The organism is Paenibacillus xanthanilyticus (genome assembly GCF_042682185.1).
GTDB lineage: Bacteria > Bacillota > Bacilli > Paenibacillales > Paenibacillaceae > Paenibacillus_Z > Paenibacillus_Z xanthanilyticus.
Window position 1 is genome coordinate 1,660,957 of sequence record NZ_JBHUHA010000002.1, and the last position, 19,534, is coordinate 1,680,490.

The window sequence follows — 19,534 nt, forward strand, 5'->3', positions numbered from 1 at the left end:
CATATCAACCGATTAAAATAAAAAAATCCTGGCTATAGGTATGGCATACACGTTTTCCGTGCATTCCATACCCATAGTCAGGATTAATTGGCTCCTGGTAGAGACCCCCAAACCATCTTAATGGGGATATACGGGTGAAAACCGACTTTCCCAGAATACGCGATTGTTTCGGGGGAGTCAATGGTTTTCATTCATTATTCCCGTTGTTTTCCGAACCTTGTTCAACATATCTCCTCAAATCGTTCGTCCTTTGATCCAGTTTCAAATCATTTTCACTTGGTTTCCAGATTCGCTGTATCGTCGAATATTTTTCCGATCGCCCTCGGTTACCGGTGAGCCGTATAGAGGTTCTGCTTCGTTATGGCCCTTAAGGTCTTCACCTCATCCGCCGATAAGGAAACGTCAGCAGCGGTCAGATTGCTTCTGAGCTGCTCCAGACTGCTCGCTCCTGGAATAACGACACGGACGCAAGGCTCGCTCAGCGCATATCGAATCGCGAGCTGCTCCAAGCTTCGGTTAGGACCGGCCAGCTCAAGAAGTTGTCGGCGCAGCGCGGGCAGCTCCTCCTTGGCGTAATCCAAATCGTCTCGGGCGGCTTTGTGCTCTCCCTGTGCGCTCAGGACCCCCCCTGCAAGCGGTCCGCGTGCGATCACCCCAATGTGATGCTCGGCCAGCAGAGGAAGCACCTCTTCTTCCGCGCGCCTATCCAAGAGACTGTACGGGTTCATCACGCTCACGATCGTGGACCGCCTGACGTACTCCCGGATGACATTCGGGCGGATCGAGGATATGCCATAGCTGCGGATCAGCCCTTCCCGCTTCAGCTCTTCGAAGGCTTCGATCGTATCATCCATCGGATCGTCCAGCGTCCCTCCATGCAGTTGGTAGAGGTCGATATAATCGGTACCCAGTCTGCGCAGGCTTTCCTTCACGGCGGCCCGAATATAGGCTTTGGAGGGATCCCATACCCATCCCTCTTGACCCGGTATCCGGCGGTTGCCGACCTTCGTCGCCACGATAACCTCCGCACGGCGATGGCGGATGGCCTTGCCCACGAGCTCCTCATTATGACCGTTATCGTAAAGGTCGGCTGTGTCCAGAAAATTAATGCCCCCCGCCAACGCCTCATCCACGATGGATAATGCCTTCCGCTCGTCCGTTCCAAGTGACATGCAGCCAAGACCGATCTCGCTCACGTACAGATCGGACTGGCCAAGTTGATTTCGTCGCATAGCTCCTCCTTAGGTGCAAGCGCTTCTGCCGCGAAGCGGTATGCCGCCCCGCGAACATCCTGCTCGGGTTCATCTCTAACTTTAACAGAAGATACCCCCATCGTACGGGAGGCGCTCCTTTTTGTTCAAATGCAACCGGCTTGTTTTACAGGATCTAACATTCCCCGTTAACGCAACGAGAAGACAGCCGATCATCACAATCGGCTGTCCGAATAAAGCGAACCTCATCCCGCGAGCCATTCCGTCTAATCCGTCTGTCAATGAGCAGCGGTCACTTTAATCTCATCGAGATTCGACGGTCTCGGCTGCTTTAAGGCAAGGAAAGCAACTAGAATGCCTAGCAGCGTCGTTGCGGCCGAGATCAGGAACGCGGTATGGATCGCGGCGTTCAGATCCGACGGCTGCATATGCTCGAGCGTGGATGTCGTCCCCAGACTTGCCGAGATCAGCGCCATAATCACGGCTAAGCCGATGGCTCCGCCAATCTGCTGACCCGTCGAGATCAGCGCGGAGGCGACGCCTTGCTCCTTCGGTTCAATGCCGGCGCTGCCCGCGATGAACATCGTCGTGAACACGAGCGCCTGACCGATCCCGATAATGACCGTTCCGGGAATCATCCCCCAAGCCGATCCGGACGCGGACAATCCCGTCAGCATCAGGAATCCAATCCCCCCCAGCCCCATGCCGGTCGCGATCGTACCGGCTACGCCGACTTTGGCGAGCATCGTATTGATCAGCTTGGCGCCGACGAAGGCGCTCAGCGTCAGCGGCAGGAAGCTAAGCCCGGATTGAACGGCCGAATAATGCAGCACGCCTTGCGTATACAGCGTCAAGAAGTAATACAGCGAACCGAACGAAGCCGAGAATAGGAAAGCGGTCAGCGCGGCACCGGTCAGGTTCCGATTGCGGAACATGCGGAAGGAAATCAGCGGCTCCTTTGATCGCTTCTCGATTCCTACGAAAGCAGCCAGCAGAAGCAGCCCGATCAAGGCGAAAGGAAGTGTCGATGCGCTGGCCCAGCCTTCGACCGGCGCTTGAATGAGATAATACACCACAAGCAGCAAACCTGCCGTAACCGAGATGGTGCCCGCCGCGTCATAATGCTTGGCGCCTGCCGGCACCTTGCTTTCCGTCAGTACGAACGGCGCGAGAATGACGACGGCGAGCGCGATCGGGACGTTGACCAGGAAGGTCGATTCCCATCCGATGTAGCTTGTAAGTACGCCGCCAAGCAGCAGGCCGAGCGACATGCCTACACCGCCCATCGATGCCCAGATGCCCATCGCCCGGTTACGCTCCGGTCCTTCGTTGAAGTTGGACATGATCAGCGACAAGGTTGCCGGCGACAGCAGCGCGCCGCCCAGACCTTGCAGCGCTCTCGCAGTGATGAGCATCAGCTGCGATTCAGCCAATCCACCGAGCAGCGATCCCAGTCCGAAGAGACTCATCGCAATCATGAACATGCGCCTTCTCCCCATGAGATCCGATAAGCGGCCGCCGATGAGGAGGAAGCCCCCGAAGGCCAGCGAATAGGCGCTGACAACCCACTGCAGATGATTCGCCGAGAACCCGAGCTCATTGCCCAGTGACGGCATCGCCACGAAAATAATGGTATAGTCCAGCGCCATGACCAGCTGCGAGACCGCCAGGATGAAGAGCGCTAAACCCTTGTATTTGGATACGTTCATGATCGATTCCCCTTTCATGCAGACAAACGGGTCTGCGTTCCGATTTTATTTTGACCAATCGTTCTATATTGGGTAAAAAGGAATGAAGCACCTTGCGACGCTTCATTCATGTTCCAGTACGGACAGCGTAACCGCGGTAATCTGATCGATGACGAGCGGGTCGTCCGTTAATTTGGCGACTTGCGTCAGCCCATACCGCGCATGGTACAAGTACCGCGCCAAAGCCCGCATATCCCGGTTCGGGCTGAATTCGCCCTGCCGCTGGCCGCGCACCAACGCGTCGTATAGCGCCTCTTCCAGCCGGATTTTGTCCTGCTCGAACAGCTCAGCGATGTGCGGGTCGTGAGGAACCTGATCGATCGCGCTGTAGAGAATGAAGCACTCCTTCCGGCGCTGCTCGTCTCTTAACGTGTCCCCGATGACGAGGAAGATATCGGTAATGGCTTTCTTCACCGGCGTCGTCTCTGCCAGATAAGCGACGACCGCGGAGGACTTCTCGTTCACGTAGTGCTTGACCGCCTTCAGGAACAGATCCCGTTTCGTACCGTACGTGTCATACATGCTTTGACGGGCAATGCCCAGGCCTTCGAGCAGCAGCTGCATGGAGGTGCCTTCATAGCCGTAGTGCCCGAACACCTCCATCGCCTTGTGCAGCACGAGATTCGTATCGAATTCCTTGCTTCTTGCCAAATGGATGACCCCCTTTCTCCTCCTCTATGCTACCGATAGTAGAACGTTCAGTCAAGAAGAGGCGGATGATGGCGGCCTGGAAAGACTTCCCGTCCTGCGGCATTACTCCGAGAAACGCACCACATCATCCATGCTGCCAATCGATTCCATCGCCACAAGCGGATTCCAGAAGTCCCGATACCGCGTGATCAGGCCATCCTTCGTTTCCACGACGCTGATATACGTTTGGTTGTACGGGTTGCCCGTCTCGCGGTGCTTGCCGACCGACTTGAACTCGGCGACGACCAGCTCGGGATCAACCGTCAGATGGAATACCAGATCGGTAAATGCGACTTCGAAATGTTTCGGGAAGTTCTGCATGTAGTCATACAGCTCCGCCTCGCCTTCCTTGCGATCCGGGAATCCGGCCGGTCCGTAAGGGAACTCCAGCACGCCGTTCTCCTCCCACAGCTCGACCCAGGCCTTGATATCTCCGCCTGACAGGTGCTTCAGGTGGTTGCGGAAGGCTTGCTGCGCTCTTTCACGTACGGCTGCTGTTTCTTGGATCATCGTTTGGTTTGTCATGGTTAAATTCCTCCAGTGAATTGGTTTGTTTTTATTTAGACTAATCGATCTGATTTGTTCAAAAAAAGGATAGCCTTCTCCTCTGCGTGGCGGCATTACTCCGAGAAACGCACCACATCATCCATGCTGCCAATCGATTCCATCGCCACAAGCGGATTCCAGAAGTCCCGATACCGCGTGATCAGGCCATCCTTCGTTTCCACGACGCTAATATACGTTTGGTTGTACGGGTTGCCCGTCTCGCGGTGCTTGCCGACCGACTTGAACTCGGCGACGACCAACTCGGGATCAACCGTCAGATGGAATACCAGATCGGTAAATGCGACTTCGAAATGTTTCGGGAAGTTCTGCATGTAGTCGTACAGCTCCGCCTTGCCTTCCTTGCGATCCGGGAATCCGGCCGGTCCATAAGGGAACTCGAGCACGCCGTTCTCTTCCCACAGCTCGACCCACGCCTTGATATCTCCGCCTGACAGGTGCTTCAGGTGGTTGCGGAAGGCTTGCTGCGCTCTTTCACGTACGGCTGCTGTTTCTTGGATCATCGTTTGGTTTGTCATGGTTAAATTCCTCCAGTGAATTGGTTTATTTTTAGATCATTCAGTCCGAAATTTTCAAAAAAATAAGCTAGCACCTACTTCTGCTTCAACCACCTCCTAGACGTAATGAACGATGCTTACCTTCTAATGCCAAGTCGCAGGCTGTACGAGCGGCGAGCTGAAATTGAACCAGAAATCCCGGTAATGTCTGATGCGGCCGTCTCTCATCTCCACGACGCTAACGTAAGTCTGGTTGTGCGGATTCCCCGTCTCGCGATGCTTCCCTACCGCCTTGAACTCCGCAACCACGAGCTCCGGATCGGCCATCGGATGAAAGATCAGCTCCGTAAAACTCACGTCGAACCGGTTCGGAAACTCCTTCATGTAGTCGTACAGCTCGAGCTTGCCGATCTTCTTCGGTTGGGAGCCTGCCGGGCCGTATGGAAATTCGAATATGCCTTCTTCCTCCCACAACTCTACCCACGCCTTCATATTGCCGCCCGCGATATGGCTCAGATGATTCCGGAATGTGGCTTGCGCTCGTTCCCGGATACGCTCCTGCATCAGAGCTGCTTCATGCATCATCTTCGGTTGCTCCCTCCTTTATTCTTGACTATTTGATCTGGAATCATCATAGCATTTCCGGAACGTTTGGTCAATAATTGTTTTTCTCTTTTTTCGTGATTCCTTTAAGGCCAAATTTCCTTCGCTGTCTCCGCCACAATCTCATAGGACCGCAATCGAGCCCGATGATCGTAAATATGGCTCGTAAGGATGAATTCATCGGCTTGCGTCGCTTCATAAATAGCAGGCAGCTTCGCCCGAATCGCGGCCTGATCGCCAATCATGCCGAAATCCAGCTGTTTCGAAATGAGCGCCTTCTCTTGTGCATTCCATATCGCATCCATATTCTCCACCGGAGGCTGGAGCTTGCCCGGTCGGCCGCGCAGGAGGCTTAATACTTGCTGCGCTTCGGATGTCGCAAGGTAGCGTGCTTCATCTGCGTTGTCAGCCGCCATGACAGTCAATCCGATCATCACATACGGCTTTTCCAACGTACTCGAGGGGATGAAGGAGCTTCGATAGGCTTTCAGCGCGCTTTGCAATCCATCGGGGGCAAAATGACTGGCGAAAGCGAACGGCAAACCGAGCCTACCCGCCAGCCGCGCGCTGACATCGCTGGAGCCCAGCAGCCAGATCGGAATATGTAACCCTTCAGCAGGAACTGCACGTACACCTGAATGATTAGAGGTTAACGCCGGATCCAGATAGGTGCGCAGCTCGCTCAGCAATTCCGGAAAATCCGCTCCATTCGCTCCCAGCGTTCGCCGAAGCGCTTGCGTAGTCCGCATATCCGTACCGGAGGCTCTTCCCAACCCCAGATCAATGCGTCCGGGGAACAGCGATTCCAGGGTACCGAATTGTTCCGCTACGACAAGCGGCGCGTGATTCGGCAGCATAACGCCGCCAGATCCGACCCGGATTCTCTCGGTTCCGGAGGCGACATGCCCGATCAGAATCGGCGCAGCCGAACTGGCAATCCCCGGCATGTTATGGTGCTCGGCGAGCCAAAACCGGTGATAGCCCAGCTTCTCGGCGTGACGGGCAAGGTCCAGCGTACGTCGATACGCATCTCCGGCTGAACCGCCCGCCAATATCGGGGCCAGATCGAGCACGGATAATTTTGGCGTAAATGTTGACATGTTTTCACCCTCCAACTCATATTTGACCTATCGGTCCGAAATTAACAAAAAAAAGGGTCGACGCTTCGATATGTTCAAGATCCCAGGAGGCTCTTCGCTAAGGAATGCCGCTCACCCGATGACACTACTATATCAATTCCAGAACGATTGGTCAAGTATTACCCGGCGATTTTTTTTGCAGCTTCCGGTATCTCCTTTCACGGCCGACCATGACCACGATTCAGATGGCATTCGCCACGATGAAGACAGGCTCTTGTCGTTAGCCTGCAACAAGAGCCTGTATCTAGCGTTACATGAATCCCCTACCTATTGCTGCCAAGGTTGATATCGCCAAGGATTCGCTCGACAAAGCGCTCCCCCATCAGCCTATAACCTGTCGCATCGGGATGCAGCCCGTCAGGCAGATGCGCCGCATCATCTACACCGAACCAGGCAAGTCCGTCCCGGTAATGCAAAGCCCGGTCCCCGCGCCGCTGCAGCAAGGCTGCCGCTTCTGCAATTTCCTCCCGAATCAAGCGCACCGTCATATCGAGCTTATTGGGCGTGTCCTCCCGCTCCGAGGCATAGATCGGCGAAATTAACACGAGCGGCGTGTCCTCATGCTTCTCGCGGATGCTCTGCACCATCCCGATCACGGCAGGCCGGAAGGTTCTGGCGCTTAGCGAAGCCGCTCCATAGACATTAATGCCAAGGCATAGCGTAATCAGATCAGCCGGCAAATCGCGAATAAGTCTGCCTACCATAGTCTCCAGCTGACAGTTGCCCGAGTAGCCGAGGCAGGTCAGGTTCAGACCCGCAGCATGCGCCGCGATCGCAGGCCAAGTTTGCGTCGGACCGGCGGCCGCGACGCATTGCGTGATCGAGCTGCCGTAGGCGACCCAGCGGGGGCGAAGATCCGGCTCCGGCTCCGCATATGCACCTGGCTCTACATAGACGGCTATAATTGTAATCGGCACCTGCTGCGGCAGCCACAGCTCTACCGTCTTGTGTCCTGCAGGAAGCCCCTCCCATGCAGCGCTCGTCTCGCCTTGCGCAAGATCAGCCGTCCTCGCACAAGTCCCCTCCATGTGACAATCGACCTGTGCCGCCTCCATCAGCGGAGCGAACAATAGCTTCACTTGGGTGGCATCCGTGCGGAACCGAAGACGTATTCCTGCTGCGATCTCCGCCTTCCCGCCAATCCCGTCAGGCGGGTACAGCGGGTAGTCGGCATAAGGGATTCGCCAAGGCTTCAAGCCATCCGCCGTCCGCTCGACGGACACGGCTCCTGCGAACCACGCTTCCGTAATCGATATTCGATCCATCACGCATCTCCTCGTTCGTCGATCAGTCTCAAGAGGACTGCATCGCCTGCTGATCATAACGCTCGCCAAGCCAGGCTCCCTGTTCAACCAACAGCGCCTGAAGCCGGCTTACATCCACCTCGCGGGAGCTCCCGTTCATCCGAAGCGCCAGCGCCGCTGCCGTACCCGAAGCCTGCCCCATGGCGAAGCAGTTGGGCATGACTCTTAAGGATCCTTGGACCGCCCGGTCCGAAGAAGCCGCGCGTCCAGGCACCCATAAATTATCGATCCCGAGCGGCAGCAGGATGCGATACGGCACCCCGTGAGATTGCCCCGGAGGCAGATGGGTGAAATGCATCGTCCCTTTGCTGGTCGCCAAGTGGATATCGATGTAATAGGCATTGCGGGCGATATCGTCCGGGAACTCGCGCGCCGCCATGAAATCCTCGCCGGTCAGGATGTAGTCCCCTTCAATCCGGCGGGTCTCCCGTATGCCCAGCTGCTCGCCGCTGGCGACAAGATGGGCCTGCTCGAACCCGGGCACATAGCCGCGGAAGAATTCGAGCTGCCGCTTCGCCAGCCGCCGACCTTCTACTGCACCGCGGGTCAGATCCTCCGCCTTCGTGCCGTCGACGCCGAATACATGGCCGAAATTCACGCCGACGAGATTGCCGCCGAGCCAGGCCAAGCCCGAGATCGACTTGCGGCCTTCCGGCAGCGCCCCCTCCTCGATCGCCCGCTCTACCGTACGATGCAGCTGACCGGTATCGCCGGATTCGGCCAGATAGGCCGCGAACCGCTCGCGGTCCACATTGGCGAGCAAATAACACATGCTGCCCGGCTGCAGCTCGCCTTGCTCGCCGCCCTTCTGGAACGGGACGCCGGCCAGCGCGGCGATATCCGCATCGCCCGTGGCGTCAATGACATAGCGGCCACGGATGAAGGAACGGCCGCTTTTGTTCACGACGACGACGCCTTCCACCCGCCGGCCATCCGCGGACAGGAGCACCTCGCTCACGAAGGTGTGATAGAGCAATTCGACGCCTTGCTCCAGCACCGCATCGTCATAGACCCGCTTCAACGCTTCGGCATCGATCGGCACCCAATCCAGCTGCTTGTCGTACTCATGGCGGTATTCGTCGGAGCACGCCTGCTTCATCCGTTCCATCAGCTCAAGCCCAATGCCCCGAATGATCGGCTTCTCCTTATCGGTAAAGGGACAGAAGGCCGGCACCAACGCAACCGTGCCCATACCGCCGAGAAAACCGCGCTGTTCGATCAAGAGGACGCTCGCCCCGTTGCGGGCGGCGCTGATCGCAGCGGCCACGCCCGATGCGCCTCCTCCGATAACGACGACATCCACCGCCTTCGATACCGGGATGGCGGTCTCCGGCATGGTCACCTGCTGCTGCTCGCTCATCGTACGCCGCCCCCTTCCAGACACAGCTTCAGCAGATCATCCACATGCGCGGAAGCCAGGCACTCCATCGTATCGGCCGAACCGTAATAGATTTTCACTTCGCCTGAATCCTCCAGAATCATCCCGCCCGGGAAAACAACGTCATTGCGGAATCCGCCCGACGTCTCATAAGGCGCTTCCGGCACCAGCAGCGGCGTATCCGACATCCCGATAATCCGGCTCGGATCGTTCAGATCAAGCAGCATGATGCCTGCGGTGTAGCGTTTCTGCCAGCGCTCCTCCCAGCCGTTCTTGCCTCTCTTCCGGTCGATATCGACCGCATGGAAGGTCGTCAAATAGCCCTTCTCCGTCCGGATCGGAGGCGCGCCGGGACCGATCTTGTCGTTGGCGAAGGGGACCTGCTCCACGGCCAGCAGCAGCTTGGCGTTGCCCCAATACCGGAGGTCCGGCGAGTCGCTCATCCACATGTCGAACCGGTCGCCCCCGCCTCGGCTGTACACGGGCATCGGACGCTCCAGACGCACATACTGTCCGCCGATCCGGTCCGGGAACAGCACCATATTGCGGTTGTCCGGCACGCTGAGGCTGAGCACGTCGAACGAGGCAAAATCATCCGTCACGGCAATGCCGCCCCGCAGGCCATGCTTCGTATCCACGGCGAAGCACATGTAGCAGCGGCCCTCGATCACCGTCAATCTCGGATCGTATACGCGTACGACCTCGTCGTCTTCCCACTGCCAGCACGGCGTGGCTGCAGCCCTCCAATGAACGCCGTCGTCACTGACGGCGAGCCCCAGATTGGTCGTGCTGTGCGGTTCGATCGTTTCCTTCGCGGCATCCCCGTAATCATTGCGGAATACCATCACGTATTTGCCTTCATATTTGGTCACCCCTGCATTGAATACCATCGCAGGTCCGTAAGGCACATCCTTGGGCGCTAATATCGGGTTAAGCGGGTGGCGTTTCAATACGGGGCTCCCCGTCAGCGCCCCTAGTGTCCGTTGATGCATCGAATGGTCATCCTTTCCTTAACAGTCGTAGCCATCAGCCCTTCAAGGAGCCGGCCGTCATTTGCATAAAGGTGCGATTCGCCAGCGTATAGACGAGCAGCATCGGGAGAATGGACAAGCATGCCCCCGCCAGCATCAAGTGGGTCTGCATCGCCGCCGATGAGCCGTAGCGCAAATTCGCAAGCCCTACCGTAAGCGTCTGCAGCTTGGGGCTCGTCATCGTAAAGACGAGCGGCAGGATGTATTCATTCCAGCCGTGCCGGAACGCGAACAGGCCGGCAACGCCGAGACCAGGCGCGAGCAAGGGAAGGATGACCCGGTAGAACGTACGGATAAAGCCCGAGCCGTCGATCATCGCCGCTTCGTCCAGCTCTCTTGGAATCGATTTGAAGAAGCCCGTCAGGATAAAGTAGGTGCTGGCATGCGCACTGATCAGTATGAGAATGACGCCCCATAGCGACGTATGAAGCTGCAGCTTCACCATCAGATCATATTGCGGGCGAAGCACGACCGCACCGACGGTAATAAATAACGTCGAGGCTTGAATGGCCACATACAGACGCTTGCCTGGAAAATCGCGCCGATCCGTCACATACGCGGCCATGGCTGCCACAAGCAGCGTTCCGACCGTCGAGACCACGCTGACGAAGACGCTGTTCCAGGTAAACCGGGCAAAGCTCGTCTGCCTCCACGCCTCCGCATAGTTGCTGAATTGCCACGATTGCGGCAGCAGCGACGTGCTTCCCATGAGCTCGGCGTTGCTCTTGAGCGAGCCGGCGAGCATCATCGCGAGGGGGAATACCGTCAAGAGCGTAACGACGAGCAGGAACAAGCCGGCCAATATTCGCGCAGAGACGTTGGACAATCTCCGTCCTGTTCCGATCGCTTGCTGATTCATGTCCTTCCCCCTTCTAGAACACGCGGTTCATTTTTCGGCTCAAATAGTAGTACAGCGCGGTGATCGCGCCCACGATGACGGCAGAGGCAAAACCGACTGCGCTGCCGTAACCGAGCTGCTGCTCAACGGGCGATCCGGTCGAGACCGGGAACAGAAGCTTGTAGAGATACAGGTACATCACTTCTGTTTTGCCGATTGGCCCGCCTTCCGTCATGACCATAATGCTCTCGTAGCCTTTGAGGGAGGCAATGATCGCCAGCATAATGATGACCTGCATGACAGGACCCAGCATCGGCACCGTTATGCGCCAGAAGCTCTGCCACGTATTGGCGCCATCAATCTCCGCGCTCTCGTAGAGGTCGCGCGGAATGCTCTGAAGACCGGCCAAGAACAGCAGCATATAATTCCCTACCGCTCCCCAAGCCGCGACGAGGATGACCGTCACCATGGCGTAATCGGGACCGAACCAGTTGATGGGCTCGCTGATGAGCCCGTATTTCAGCAGCTGCTGATTGACCATGCCGTTATAGGCATTGAACAGAATGTAGAAGACGACGGAAATCACGGCCGTGCTCACGACCGTCGGCATGAAGAATACAGCCCGCAGGAAGTTGCGCCCTCTGAAGCTTGCGTTCAACAGGACGGCTAACAGCAGCGACAGCGGAATCGTAATGGCCAGCTTGCCGCCGGCAAACACCAGCGTATTCACGACCGAATCCCAGAACAGATCGTCCCGGAACAGCCGGCGGAAGTTGTCGAGGCCGACGAACAGCTCGCTTCCGTAGCCTTTGTAATCATAGAACATATACCGAAGCACCCAGAGCAGCGGGTAAATGCCCAGCGCCATCGTCAGGATGACGCTGGGGAGCAGAAACAAGGCGTTCTCCTGGATTCGGCGCAGTTTCGGCGACATCAGGCAGTGCTCCTTTCGTCGTATAGGTGAAGATTATGACCTTGATAGGCCCCTTATTGCGGGAATCGGGAAGTCTCCGACGGTTAGGAGGCTTCCCGATTCTAGGTACTGCCGCGAGGGGAACGAACAGCTACAGCTTGCTCGGATCGAAGCTTGGATCCTGCACGGCCGCGGCTTCCCCTTTCTCTATGGCTTTGGCGAGCGCATCGTTATACCGCGTGTTCAAATCCTGGACAATGGCGTTCAGATCGCCGCCGCTGACCATGTATTTGAAGAAGGCGTCGCCATAGTTGGCTCCTTCCGGCGTTACATTCGGGGAGACCGGCCACATCGAGTCGTGTTCGCCTACAAGGAAGCCCTCCATGCCCTTGATGTCAGGTTGCTTGGCCTTCTCGGAGATCGAGGGGACGATCGCGATGCCGAAGCCTTTCTCATGGTAGGTGGTCATGACCTGATCCTGGTACAGGTACTCCATGAATTTCCACGCCGCCTCTTTGTTCTTCGAATTGGCGCTCATGCCAATCCAGGTGCCGGCGGACACAATTTCCGAGGTGCCTTTAATCTGACCATCGAGCGTCGGCGCAAGCGCCCCTGCCCAGTTGATCGCCGTCGGGAACTGATCCTTGTACACCCCTGGCTCTGTGGAGAACGACATGTACATCCCGATCTTGCCGGCCGCGAATTGGGCGCGCAGCGGATCGATATCGAGCGCCTCCGAGCCAGGCAGCATGCTGCCGTCATCCCACATTTGCTTGAAGTGCGTAATGACTTGGGCATAAGGAGCGAAGTCGAACTTGCCGGTCTTGATATCATAACCAAGCCCCTGATGGCCGCTCAGCGACAGGATTTCGCGGATGGAACGGTCGAACGCGCTTTTCGGATTTTTCAGATTCAAGGCGAAGCCGTAGATGCCTTCCTTCTTGCCCATCTCCGTAATTTTTTTGGCATCCTCCACCAGCTCTTGCATCGAGGCTGGAGGCGACGTGATGCCGGCTTTGTCGAACAAATCCTTGTTGTACACCAGACGCAGCGTATTGCCGGTATTCGGCAAGGAGTACAGCTTGCCGCCGAAGCGGTTCACCTCGTCGAGGAACAGGCTTTCGAATTTGGCCGTCAGCTCCGGCGTGAGGTAAGCATCGATCGGCTCGAGATATCCTTTCTTCACGAAGGTCCCCGTATTGGCGCTCTTGATCCGCAGCAGGTCCGGCGCCTGATTGCCCGAGAAGGCGATGTCCACGCTCTGGTTGTAGTTCTCGGACAGCACGGTCAGCTCGACCTCGATATGGTCCGGATTACTCGTATTGAAGGACGAGATCAGCTCCTTGAGATATTCCTGATCGTGACGGTCATCGGTCCAATACGTGATCGTCGTCTTCTGCGCGGGTGTGTCCGTGCTCTCTCCTTGCGGCGCCGCCGCGTTCCCGCTGTCCGTATTGCCCCCCTGATTAGCGCTGCCGTCTGCCGCATTGTTCCCGCCGTTATTGCCGCATGCCGCTAAAGCAAGGATCAAAGCCGCTGACACCATAACCCCTGACGTCTTCTTCCACATATGCCGCTCCCCTTTATTGTGCGATTTCGTTCCTTACACATTAATCTTAATCCCGTAGAAACAAAAAAGGAGGGTGGTGCAGCCACTCTCCGGGTGAGGTAAAATCATTCAGGCTTGCGGCGCGCTGCCGCTGCCGCTCATATAGCTCTCTCTAAATTCGGACGGCGTCATGCCCGTTGCCCGCTTGAACATATCGCTGAAGTATCGCCGCTCCTCGTAGCCGAACATCAAGGCGATCTCCTGCACGGGAACGCCATCGATCAGCATCGTCTTCGCCCTTCGGATGCGTTCGCTCGCGATATATTGCGTCAGCGTCACGCCCATCACCTTCTTGAACAGGCTGGAATAATAGCTCGCGCTCAAATGAACGTGCGCCGCGCATTCCGTCACGGTCACCTCGCGGTCCAGATGCTCGTTCACATACTTCAGCGACTTGTAGATAATCGCTTGTCCTTCGGAGACAGTACCGCGCCGCACCAGCTCCGCCCCCTCCATGCACAGCTGGGTCAGATGCTGCTTCAAGGCGGCCAGGGTGATGCTGCTCGAACGCTGCAACCCCTTCAACCGGTCGGCGCTCGATTTGAGCTCATGATAGAGCCCAAGCTCGAACAAGGTGCGAATGACCGAAGCGGCGAGCTCTTCATAGAGGCTAAGCCAATAATCCGGACTCGGCTTCCTGGTCAGCCCCTCCAAGGTCACGGACATGTCGTCAAGCAGCGAGACCGCCCGCCCGCCGTTGCCTGACCGGATCGCAAGCAGAAGCTCGTCCTTGAAGGCGAACGGGATGACCGGCGAGTGGCCGCTGTCGGCCACGTCATCATACCCGATCACGCTGTTGCCCGTGGTGTACAGCCGATGGGCCAGCGCCCACTCGGCCTGGCGGCGGGATTCCGGCAAGCCGCTGAGCGTCTCTGCCAAGCCTCCTGCCCCGATGGTCAGCGTCAGCTTCGCATACTTGCTCACATGCTCGCAGCATTGCTCCGCCAGCCGGACGATCTGCCCGGCGTCAGCGGCATTCACGACCGCGACGAAGCGGTGCTCCGTCGACCGGTAGACCAGGCAGCTCGTGTACTCGCGCAGCGTCTCCTCCACGACGTTCTGGATCGCGAAGCTCGTCAGCTCGACCTGATGGACGGTCATGGTCTCCGCCTGCTCCTGGAAGTCGTCGATCTCCAGGAGCAGGACCGCCATCTGCTCGGGCTTAAGGCTCATCCCCAGGAATGCCCAGCGCTGCGCCGCTTGCTGCCAGGCGGTCGGGAAGCTCAGCAGGAGCTCCATATATTCCTGCCGCAGCAGCGGCATGCTCTCCTTCAGCTTGCGCTCCATCTCCTGCTCGTTCATGAGGCGGGTTCGCTCCTGCAGTACAGCGGCTCTCGCTTTACGCACGACGGCGAGGATATCCTCCTCCGTGAACGGCTTGACGACAAAATCGAAGGCGCCCAGCTGGACCGCTTGTCTGGCATAATCGAAATCGGTGTAGCTGCTGATGAGGATGACTTTGCAGGCTTGATTGAGCTCCAGCACCTTCTGCAGCATCGTTAAGCCATCCATCTTCGGCATGCGAATATCTGTAAGGATGAGGTCCGGCTTCGTCGCTTGAATCAGCGCCAGACCGTCCTCGCCATTGTAAGCTGTCCCGGCGAGCTGTACCCCCTCTGCCTCCCAATCTAAGGCGGACAACCCCTCCACGACGCTTCGAATATCGTCGATGACACATAAACGCACGTGCTCCTTATGATCGTCCATTCGCGTAAGCTCCTTCCAGCGGGATTTCGATTCGGACCGTCATGCCTTCTCCCAGCCTGCTGTCGATCTCGATTCGGCTTGCGCCTTCTCCATAATAGAGCTGCAGACGGCTGATCAGATTGCCGATCGCATAGCCCTTCTCCGTCGTCTGCCGCAGCATCGCGCGGGCAGCTGCTTCGTCGACGCCCGCGCCGTTGTCGCTGACCGTAATCCGGCATCGCCTCGCCGCTTCGTCTTGTTCGATGGCAATACGGATGAATCCGCCGCTCTCCCGATCCCGAAAGCCGTGCAGAATGCTGTTCTCCACGAGCGGCTGCAGGAGGATTCGGGGCACGGACAGCTCCTCCAAGCCGGGATCAGATACGTATATTTCGTAATGGAATAATGCCTCGTAGCAGTACTTCTGCAGGTCGAGATATTGTTTGACATGCAGGATCTCATTGGTTAGCGTTGTGAATTCCTGCCCTTTGTTGAGTCCCAGCTGGAACAGTCTCGAGAGCGAGACCACCATATGCTGAGATTCCTCGGCCTTGTTCAGCTTTAATTTCCAATAGATCGTATTGAGCGTGTTATATAGAAAATGAGGGTCCATCTGCGCAGACAGCGCCTTGATTTCCGTCGCCCGCTTCGTCGTCTCCGCCTCTTTTACCTCGTCGATGAGGCTGACGATCTGCTCCAGCATGCGGTTGAACCGCATCCCGATCTGAGCCAGCTCATCCCCGCCTTTGACCTCGAAGCGAGCGCTAAGATCGTTGCTCTCCACCCGCTTCATCACCGTCTGCAGCCGCCCAAGCGGAATGAGCAGATAACGAATCAAGCCGCTGGATACTAGCGCGGCTGCCGCAAGACTGCCTGCGGCAATGATGAAGATCATCCATTTGATATAGATCAAATCCTGAAGCACATGGTCCTTCGATTGAAGCGATACGATATGCCAATCGTTAAGCGATAGGGAAGCGTGATTCACAAAATAAGGCTCCCCATGCAGCTTCTCCGTCACCTGACCGCGATCGCCTGCCGTCTGAACGATAGGACGCAGCATCCCGCTTGTTACGGCTTGCCGGATAAGCGGGCTCGTCTCTTGCGTGACCGGCCGTCCTTCGCCGCTCACCAATAATCGCGTCACGCCGTCGACCGCATCGGGACCGATCAGCCGGCGCAGCCCGCTCTCGCGGATATTGACGACGACATACACATCGTTCACCGAATATAGCGTCGTATCCGTAATCGGCTCGAGCACGAGCGAGATTACGCGCTGCCTGCCGGTGAACAGCTCATCCTCATGCCCTTCCACCCAGATGTTGTGCCCGGCCTTCAAGATGCGATCGTACATGGGCGTATCCTTGAACGTCACCGTATGATTGCGGTTGACGGACATCGGATAGAAGTCCCCCCTCGGCGTAGACACGTAGATCGAATGAATGAGCGGCTCCGCGATCCGAGCCTGGGAGAACACATTGTCCATGTTGCTCAGATGGCGGTAATAATCGTCATACTCCCCGGCTGAGACGCTGCGAAGCATCTCCTTGAAGGGCTCGCTGATCATGAACGTCATCATGACCACCATCAGCTTGTTCAATTTCTCATCCACGATCTGAGCCGTCTTGTTCACGGCATCCTGGGTCAAGGTTTTGGACTTCCGCTCCAGAATATCGGCGGATAAGGTATAAGATAAGCCCCCCGTTACGAGCACCGCCATGATCGTGATAGCAAGGAAGGAGAAGGTCAGCTTCCGCCGAAAAGGTAGCGTATTCAAGGTGAGCACTTTGAGCACAGCGTTCACTTCCCAACAAAATGATGTCGATCACGTCTATTATGTCATGCCGCTAATCCGGGCGTAAACGGCAGAGCCCGTCATGCGCAAGCGTGACGCATAACGGGCCGGTTGAAAGGTTGTGCGCTTCATTCGCGCGGGAGACGGAACCACGCCATCAGCTGCGCGTCAGTTCGAACCAGTTCAAGCTGCCGAGCAGCTGATTCGTAGCCGTAGAGCCTGACACCTTGAACACGATGTACAAATCTTGAATGCCGGATGCGCCGGTCACCGGAATATCATAGGCATTCCATTGGAGCCATTGGTTCCCGTTGCCCGGAAGGTTGATGCTGCCGATCATGCTGCCCATTCCCGCTCCGCTTGCATTCCCCTTGTACAGCTCGATCCGGACCGCCCGCGGGGCGTCATAACGAATGCGCACCTTCGATGTGTTTGCCCCGAAATCGACGCCTTTGTAGACCGCATAGTTGTTGTGCGCAATCTGGCCAATCTGATAGCCGACTGCATCCGTATCATTGGAAGCGACGTGCTTGATCGACTTCCCCCCGTTCCAGTCGACGCCGAACAGCCCATTGTTGTTCTCCGCCTGAATCCGATAGATCGATGCGCCGCTTCGATCCGGCAGGAAGGTCACGTTCTCGTAGAAGCCCTTGTTCGTTATGTTCAGTTCGCCAAGACTCGTCACATATTCAGGATTGCCGGCGACGCGGATGTTCTCGAACGTCATGCCGCTGATCTTCGCCGCATCGCTATAGCCCTTGAGCGAAGAAGCCGAACCGCGATGGTGGATATTAATATTCCGGACCGTCACGTTCGTGATCGGACCTACGCCAAGGCCGCCGTCCTCGATGACGGCTTTGAACCAGCCTTCCTCGCCCGCATCCTCAATGTCGATATTATCGAAGGTAATGCCGGTGAACAGCGCCGTGCCATAACGATGCTCGATGCCGATCGCCCGCCCTGCGTAGTAGGTGACGCTGTTCTTGAACGTCACGCCGGATTGCGTCTGATGCGCGCCATGCCCCAGCTTGAAGGTCGCGCAGTACGTCCATCCGAACACATTGTTGAACGTGACGTTCGAGAGCGGCTCCGATGCGCCATACCAATTCTCCATCATGCCTTTGCCTTCCCATGTCTTGGTCGAGAAGTTATCGTCGAGCGAAATGCCGATCGAATCCCATACGGAGACGTTCTGCGACTCGTTCACGTCGATGCAGTCGTTCTCGTTCCCGTCGAGGGAATTGAAAAACTTCATATTGCTGACGTAGACGTCATTCGACCTGGCGATGATCGTGCCCCAGAACGGGATGTCCTTGATCACAAGGCCTTCCAGCGTGAAATTGCTCGTGCCCAAGGCCATAATGGCCGTCGTGGCGAATCCGGGATCGCCGGCCGGCTTATCCTTTTGAAAATAATGGCCGTTGCCGTCGATCGTGCCCCGTCCGAAAATCTTGATGTTCGTCGAATTGTGCTCCGTATAGATCCACCAGGTGCCATTGCGGTTCAGAGAGGCTTTATAGAAGTCGACATGATAGAGCGAGTAATCATCGGCGAAGCGAATGACCGAGCCGGGAGCTAAGTAAAGCGCCGTGTTGCTGCGCAGCTTGAGATTGCCGAGGTAATATAAGCCAGCCGGCACATAGACGATTCCTTTCGTGCCGCCTCCGATCGATGTGCCGTATGCGCTCGCATCATTGGCCGCCTGCTGGAAGGCAGCCGTGATTGCGGCAACCTGGCTTTGATCCGCGGCATCCGCATTGCCGATGTAGCTTGCGACATGAAATACGCCAGGGGCGCCGAGCGTAGGCACGTACTCCTGCATATCATCTCTAGCTATGACCAGCTTGCTGCCGTTGACATTGACGATCAAATATTGCTGGCCGGTCGTCGTAAATTTATACGTGTTCGCGTTCACCTTCGACGGCGTGATTCCCAGCTTCAGCGGACTTATGGCAATCGAGTTAATGGCTGACGGCGACGTAATCACGAGCTCGACTTCACCCTGCGAGGCCGTGAAAGTCGTGTAGTCATAGCCCAAATAACCCGGCTTCACCGTTCTCGTCACGCCGTTCTCGGTCACGGTGGTCTGGTACTGTCCGTCGATGACCGGAAGATTCACGCCATTGGCCGTCACGGTGTATTTGGACGTTACCCGGTGCACCCCGTCCGGGATTGGATTGGGGATAATCATCGTCGCCGGCGCCGCCTCTGCCGCGCGTTCGGTTACGGGGAAGAACGCGCTGAACCCGAACGCCACCACGACGATCAGTAGGGATATGCTCCATTTCCGCCTTGCATGGCACTCCAACATAACCTGCCTCCTTTAAGGATGAAGTTTGCCTTTCACTCATGTAAGCGCCATCAATGGGCGCTAAACTCATTATACGTTGCCACCATCTTCTTCTTAGTGCGGTAATGCGATTGTAAGAGGCGGTGAAATCACGATCTTCGTCCGCCCTGAAATCCATAATTTGTGGATGATTTCTCTCGAAATCCGTTGTATGTATCTTCCCGTAGCCTTGGCTTAA

16 protein-coding genes and 1 riboswitch are annotated in these 19,534 nt (G+C 56.8%); all 16 genes read right to left on the reverse strand.

Features of this window, described 5'->3' with window-relative positions; translation table 11 throughout:
- Positions 1 to 54 precede the first annotated feature (54 nt).
- Positions 55 to 154, reverse strand: a riboswitch (purine riboswitch).
- Between the two features lie 172 nt (positions 155 to 326).
- Positions 327 to 1,232 carry an aldo/keto reductase gene (locus ACFSKT_RS24475; protein ID WP_377721033.1) on the reverse strand — a complete coding sequence of 302 codons (906 nt, stop codon included), beginning with the start codon at positions 1,230 to 1,232 and terminating at the stop codon, positions 327 to 329.
- 257 nt (positions 1,233 to 1,489) lie between these two features.
- The gene (locus ACFSKT_RS24480) at positions 1,490 to 2,920 is read right to left on the reverse strand and encodes an MFS transporter (protein ID WP_377721032.1); all 1,431 of its coding nucleotides are present in this window, start codon (positions 2,918 to 2,920) and stop codon (positions 1,490 to 1,492) included.
- Between the two features lie 102 nt (positions 2,921 to 3,022).
- Entirely contained in the window at positions 3,023 to 3,610 is a 588-nt protein-coding gene (locus tag ACFSKT_RS24485; RefSeq protein WP_377721031.1) for a TetR/AcrR family transcriptional regulator, read from the reverse strand.
- A 102-nt stretch (positions 3,611 to 3,712) separates the two neighbouring features.
- Entirely contained in the window at positions 3,713 to 4,174 is a 462-nt protein-coding gene (locus ACFSKT_RS24490; RefSeq protein ID WP_377721030.1) for a nuclear transport factor 2 family protein, read from the reverse strand.
- Positions 4,175 to 4,269: 95 nt separating this feature from the next.
- Positions 4,270 to 4,731: a nuclear transport factor 2 family protein gene (locus tag ACFSKT_RS24495; RefSeq protein ID WP_377776363.1), complete on the reverse strand. Its 462-nt coding sequence runs from the start codon at positions 4,729 to 4,731 to the stop codon at positions 4,270 to 4,272.
- 123 nt (positions 4,732 to 4,854) lie between these two features.
- The gene (locus ACFSKT_RS24500) at positions 4,855 to 5,295 is read right to left on the reverse strand and encodes a nuclear transport factor 2 family protein (RefSeq protein ID WP_377721028.1); all 441 of its coding nucleotides are present in this window, start codon (positions 5,293 to 5,295) and stop codon (positions 4,855 to 4,857) included.
- 104 nt (positions 5,296 to 5,399) lie between these two features.
- On the reverse strand, positions 5,400 to 6,413 hold the full coding sequence (locus ACFSKT_RS24505) for an LLM class flavin-dependent oxidoreductase (RefSeq protein WP_377721027.1): 1,014 nt from the start codon (positions 6,411 to 6,413) through the stop codon (positions 5,400 to 5,402).
- A gap of 302 nt (positions 6,414 to 6,715) precedes the next feature.
- Positions 6,716 to 7,717: an SGNH/GDSL hydrolase family protein gene (locus tag ACFSKT_RS24510; RefSeq protein ID WP_377721026.1), complete on the reverse strand. Its 1,002-nt coding sequence runs from the start codon at positions 7,715 to 7,717 to the stop codon at positions 6,716 to 6,718.
- Positions 7,718 to 7,745: 28 nt separating this feature from the next.
- The gene (locus ACFSKT_RS24515) at positions 7,746 to 9,116 is read right to left on the reverse strand and encodes an FAD-dependent oxidoreductase (protein ID WP_377721025.1); all 1,371 of its coding nucleotides are present in this window, start codon (positions 9,114 to 9,116) and stop codon (positions 7,746 to 7,748) included.
- Entirely contained in the window at positions 9,113 to 10,126 is a 1,014-nt protein-coding gene (locus tag ACFSKT_RS24520) for a glycoside hydrolase family 130 protein (RefSeq protein ID WP_377721024.1), read from the reverse strand. Before ACFSKT_RS24520 ends, ACFSKT_RS24515 begins: the two co-directional genes overlap by 4 nt.
- A gap of 34 nt (positions 10,127 to 10,160) precedes the next feature.
- The gene (locus ACFSKT_RS24525) at positions 10,161 to 11,024 is read right to left on the reverse strand and encodes a carbohydrate ABC transporter permease (RefSeq protein WP_377721023.1); all 864 of its coding nucleotides are present in this window, start codon (positions 11,022 to 11,024) and stop codon (positions 10,161 to 10,163) included.
- 13 nt (positions 11,025 to 11,037) lie between these two features.
- A complete protein-coding gene (locus tag ACFSKT_RS24530; RefSeq protein ID WP_377721022.1) occupies positions 11,038 to 11,937 on the reverse strand; it encodes a carbohydrate ABC transporter permease in 900 nt (299 codons plus the stop codon).
- Between the two features lie 130 nt (positions 11,938 to 12,067).
- On the reverse strand, positions 12,068 to 13,486 hold the full coding sequence (locus ACFSKT_RS24535) for an ABC transporter substrate-binding protein (protein ID WP_377721021.1): 1,419 nt from the start codon (positions 13,484 to 13,486) through the stop codon (positions 12,068 to 12,070).
- 108 nt (positions 13,487 to 13,594) lie between these two features.
- Complete coding sequence (locus ACFSKT_RS24540; protein WP_377721020.1) at positions 13,595 to 15,232, reverse strand: response regulator; 1,638 nt, start codon at positions 15,230 to 15,232, stop codon at positions 13,595 to 13,597.
- The gene (locus ACFSKT_RS24545; protein ID WP_377721019.1) at positions 15,219 to 17,006 is read right to left on the reverse strand and encodes a cache domain-containing sensor histidine kinase; all 1,788 of its coding nucleotides are present in this window, start codon (positions 17,004 to 17,006) and stop codon (positions 15,219 to 15,221) included. Before ACFSKT_RS24545 ends, ACFSKT_RS24540 begins: the two co-directional genes overlap by 14 nt.
- A 157-nt stretch (positions 17,007 to 17,163) precedes the next feature.
- Positions 17,164 to 19,317, reverse strand: a complete 2,154-nt coding sequence (locus tag ACFSKT_RS24550; protein ID WP_377721018.1) for a glycosyl hydrolase family 28 protein — start codon at positions 19,315 to 19,317, stop codon at positions 17,164 to 17,166.
- Positions 19,318 to 19,534 lie beyond the last annotated feature (217 nt).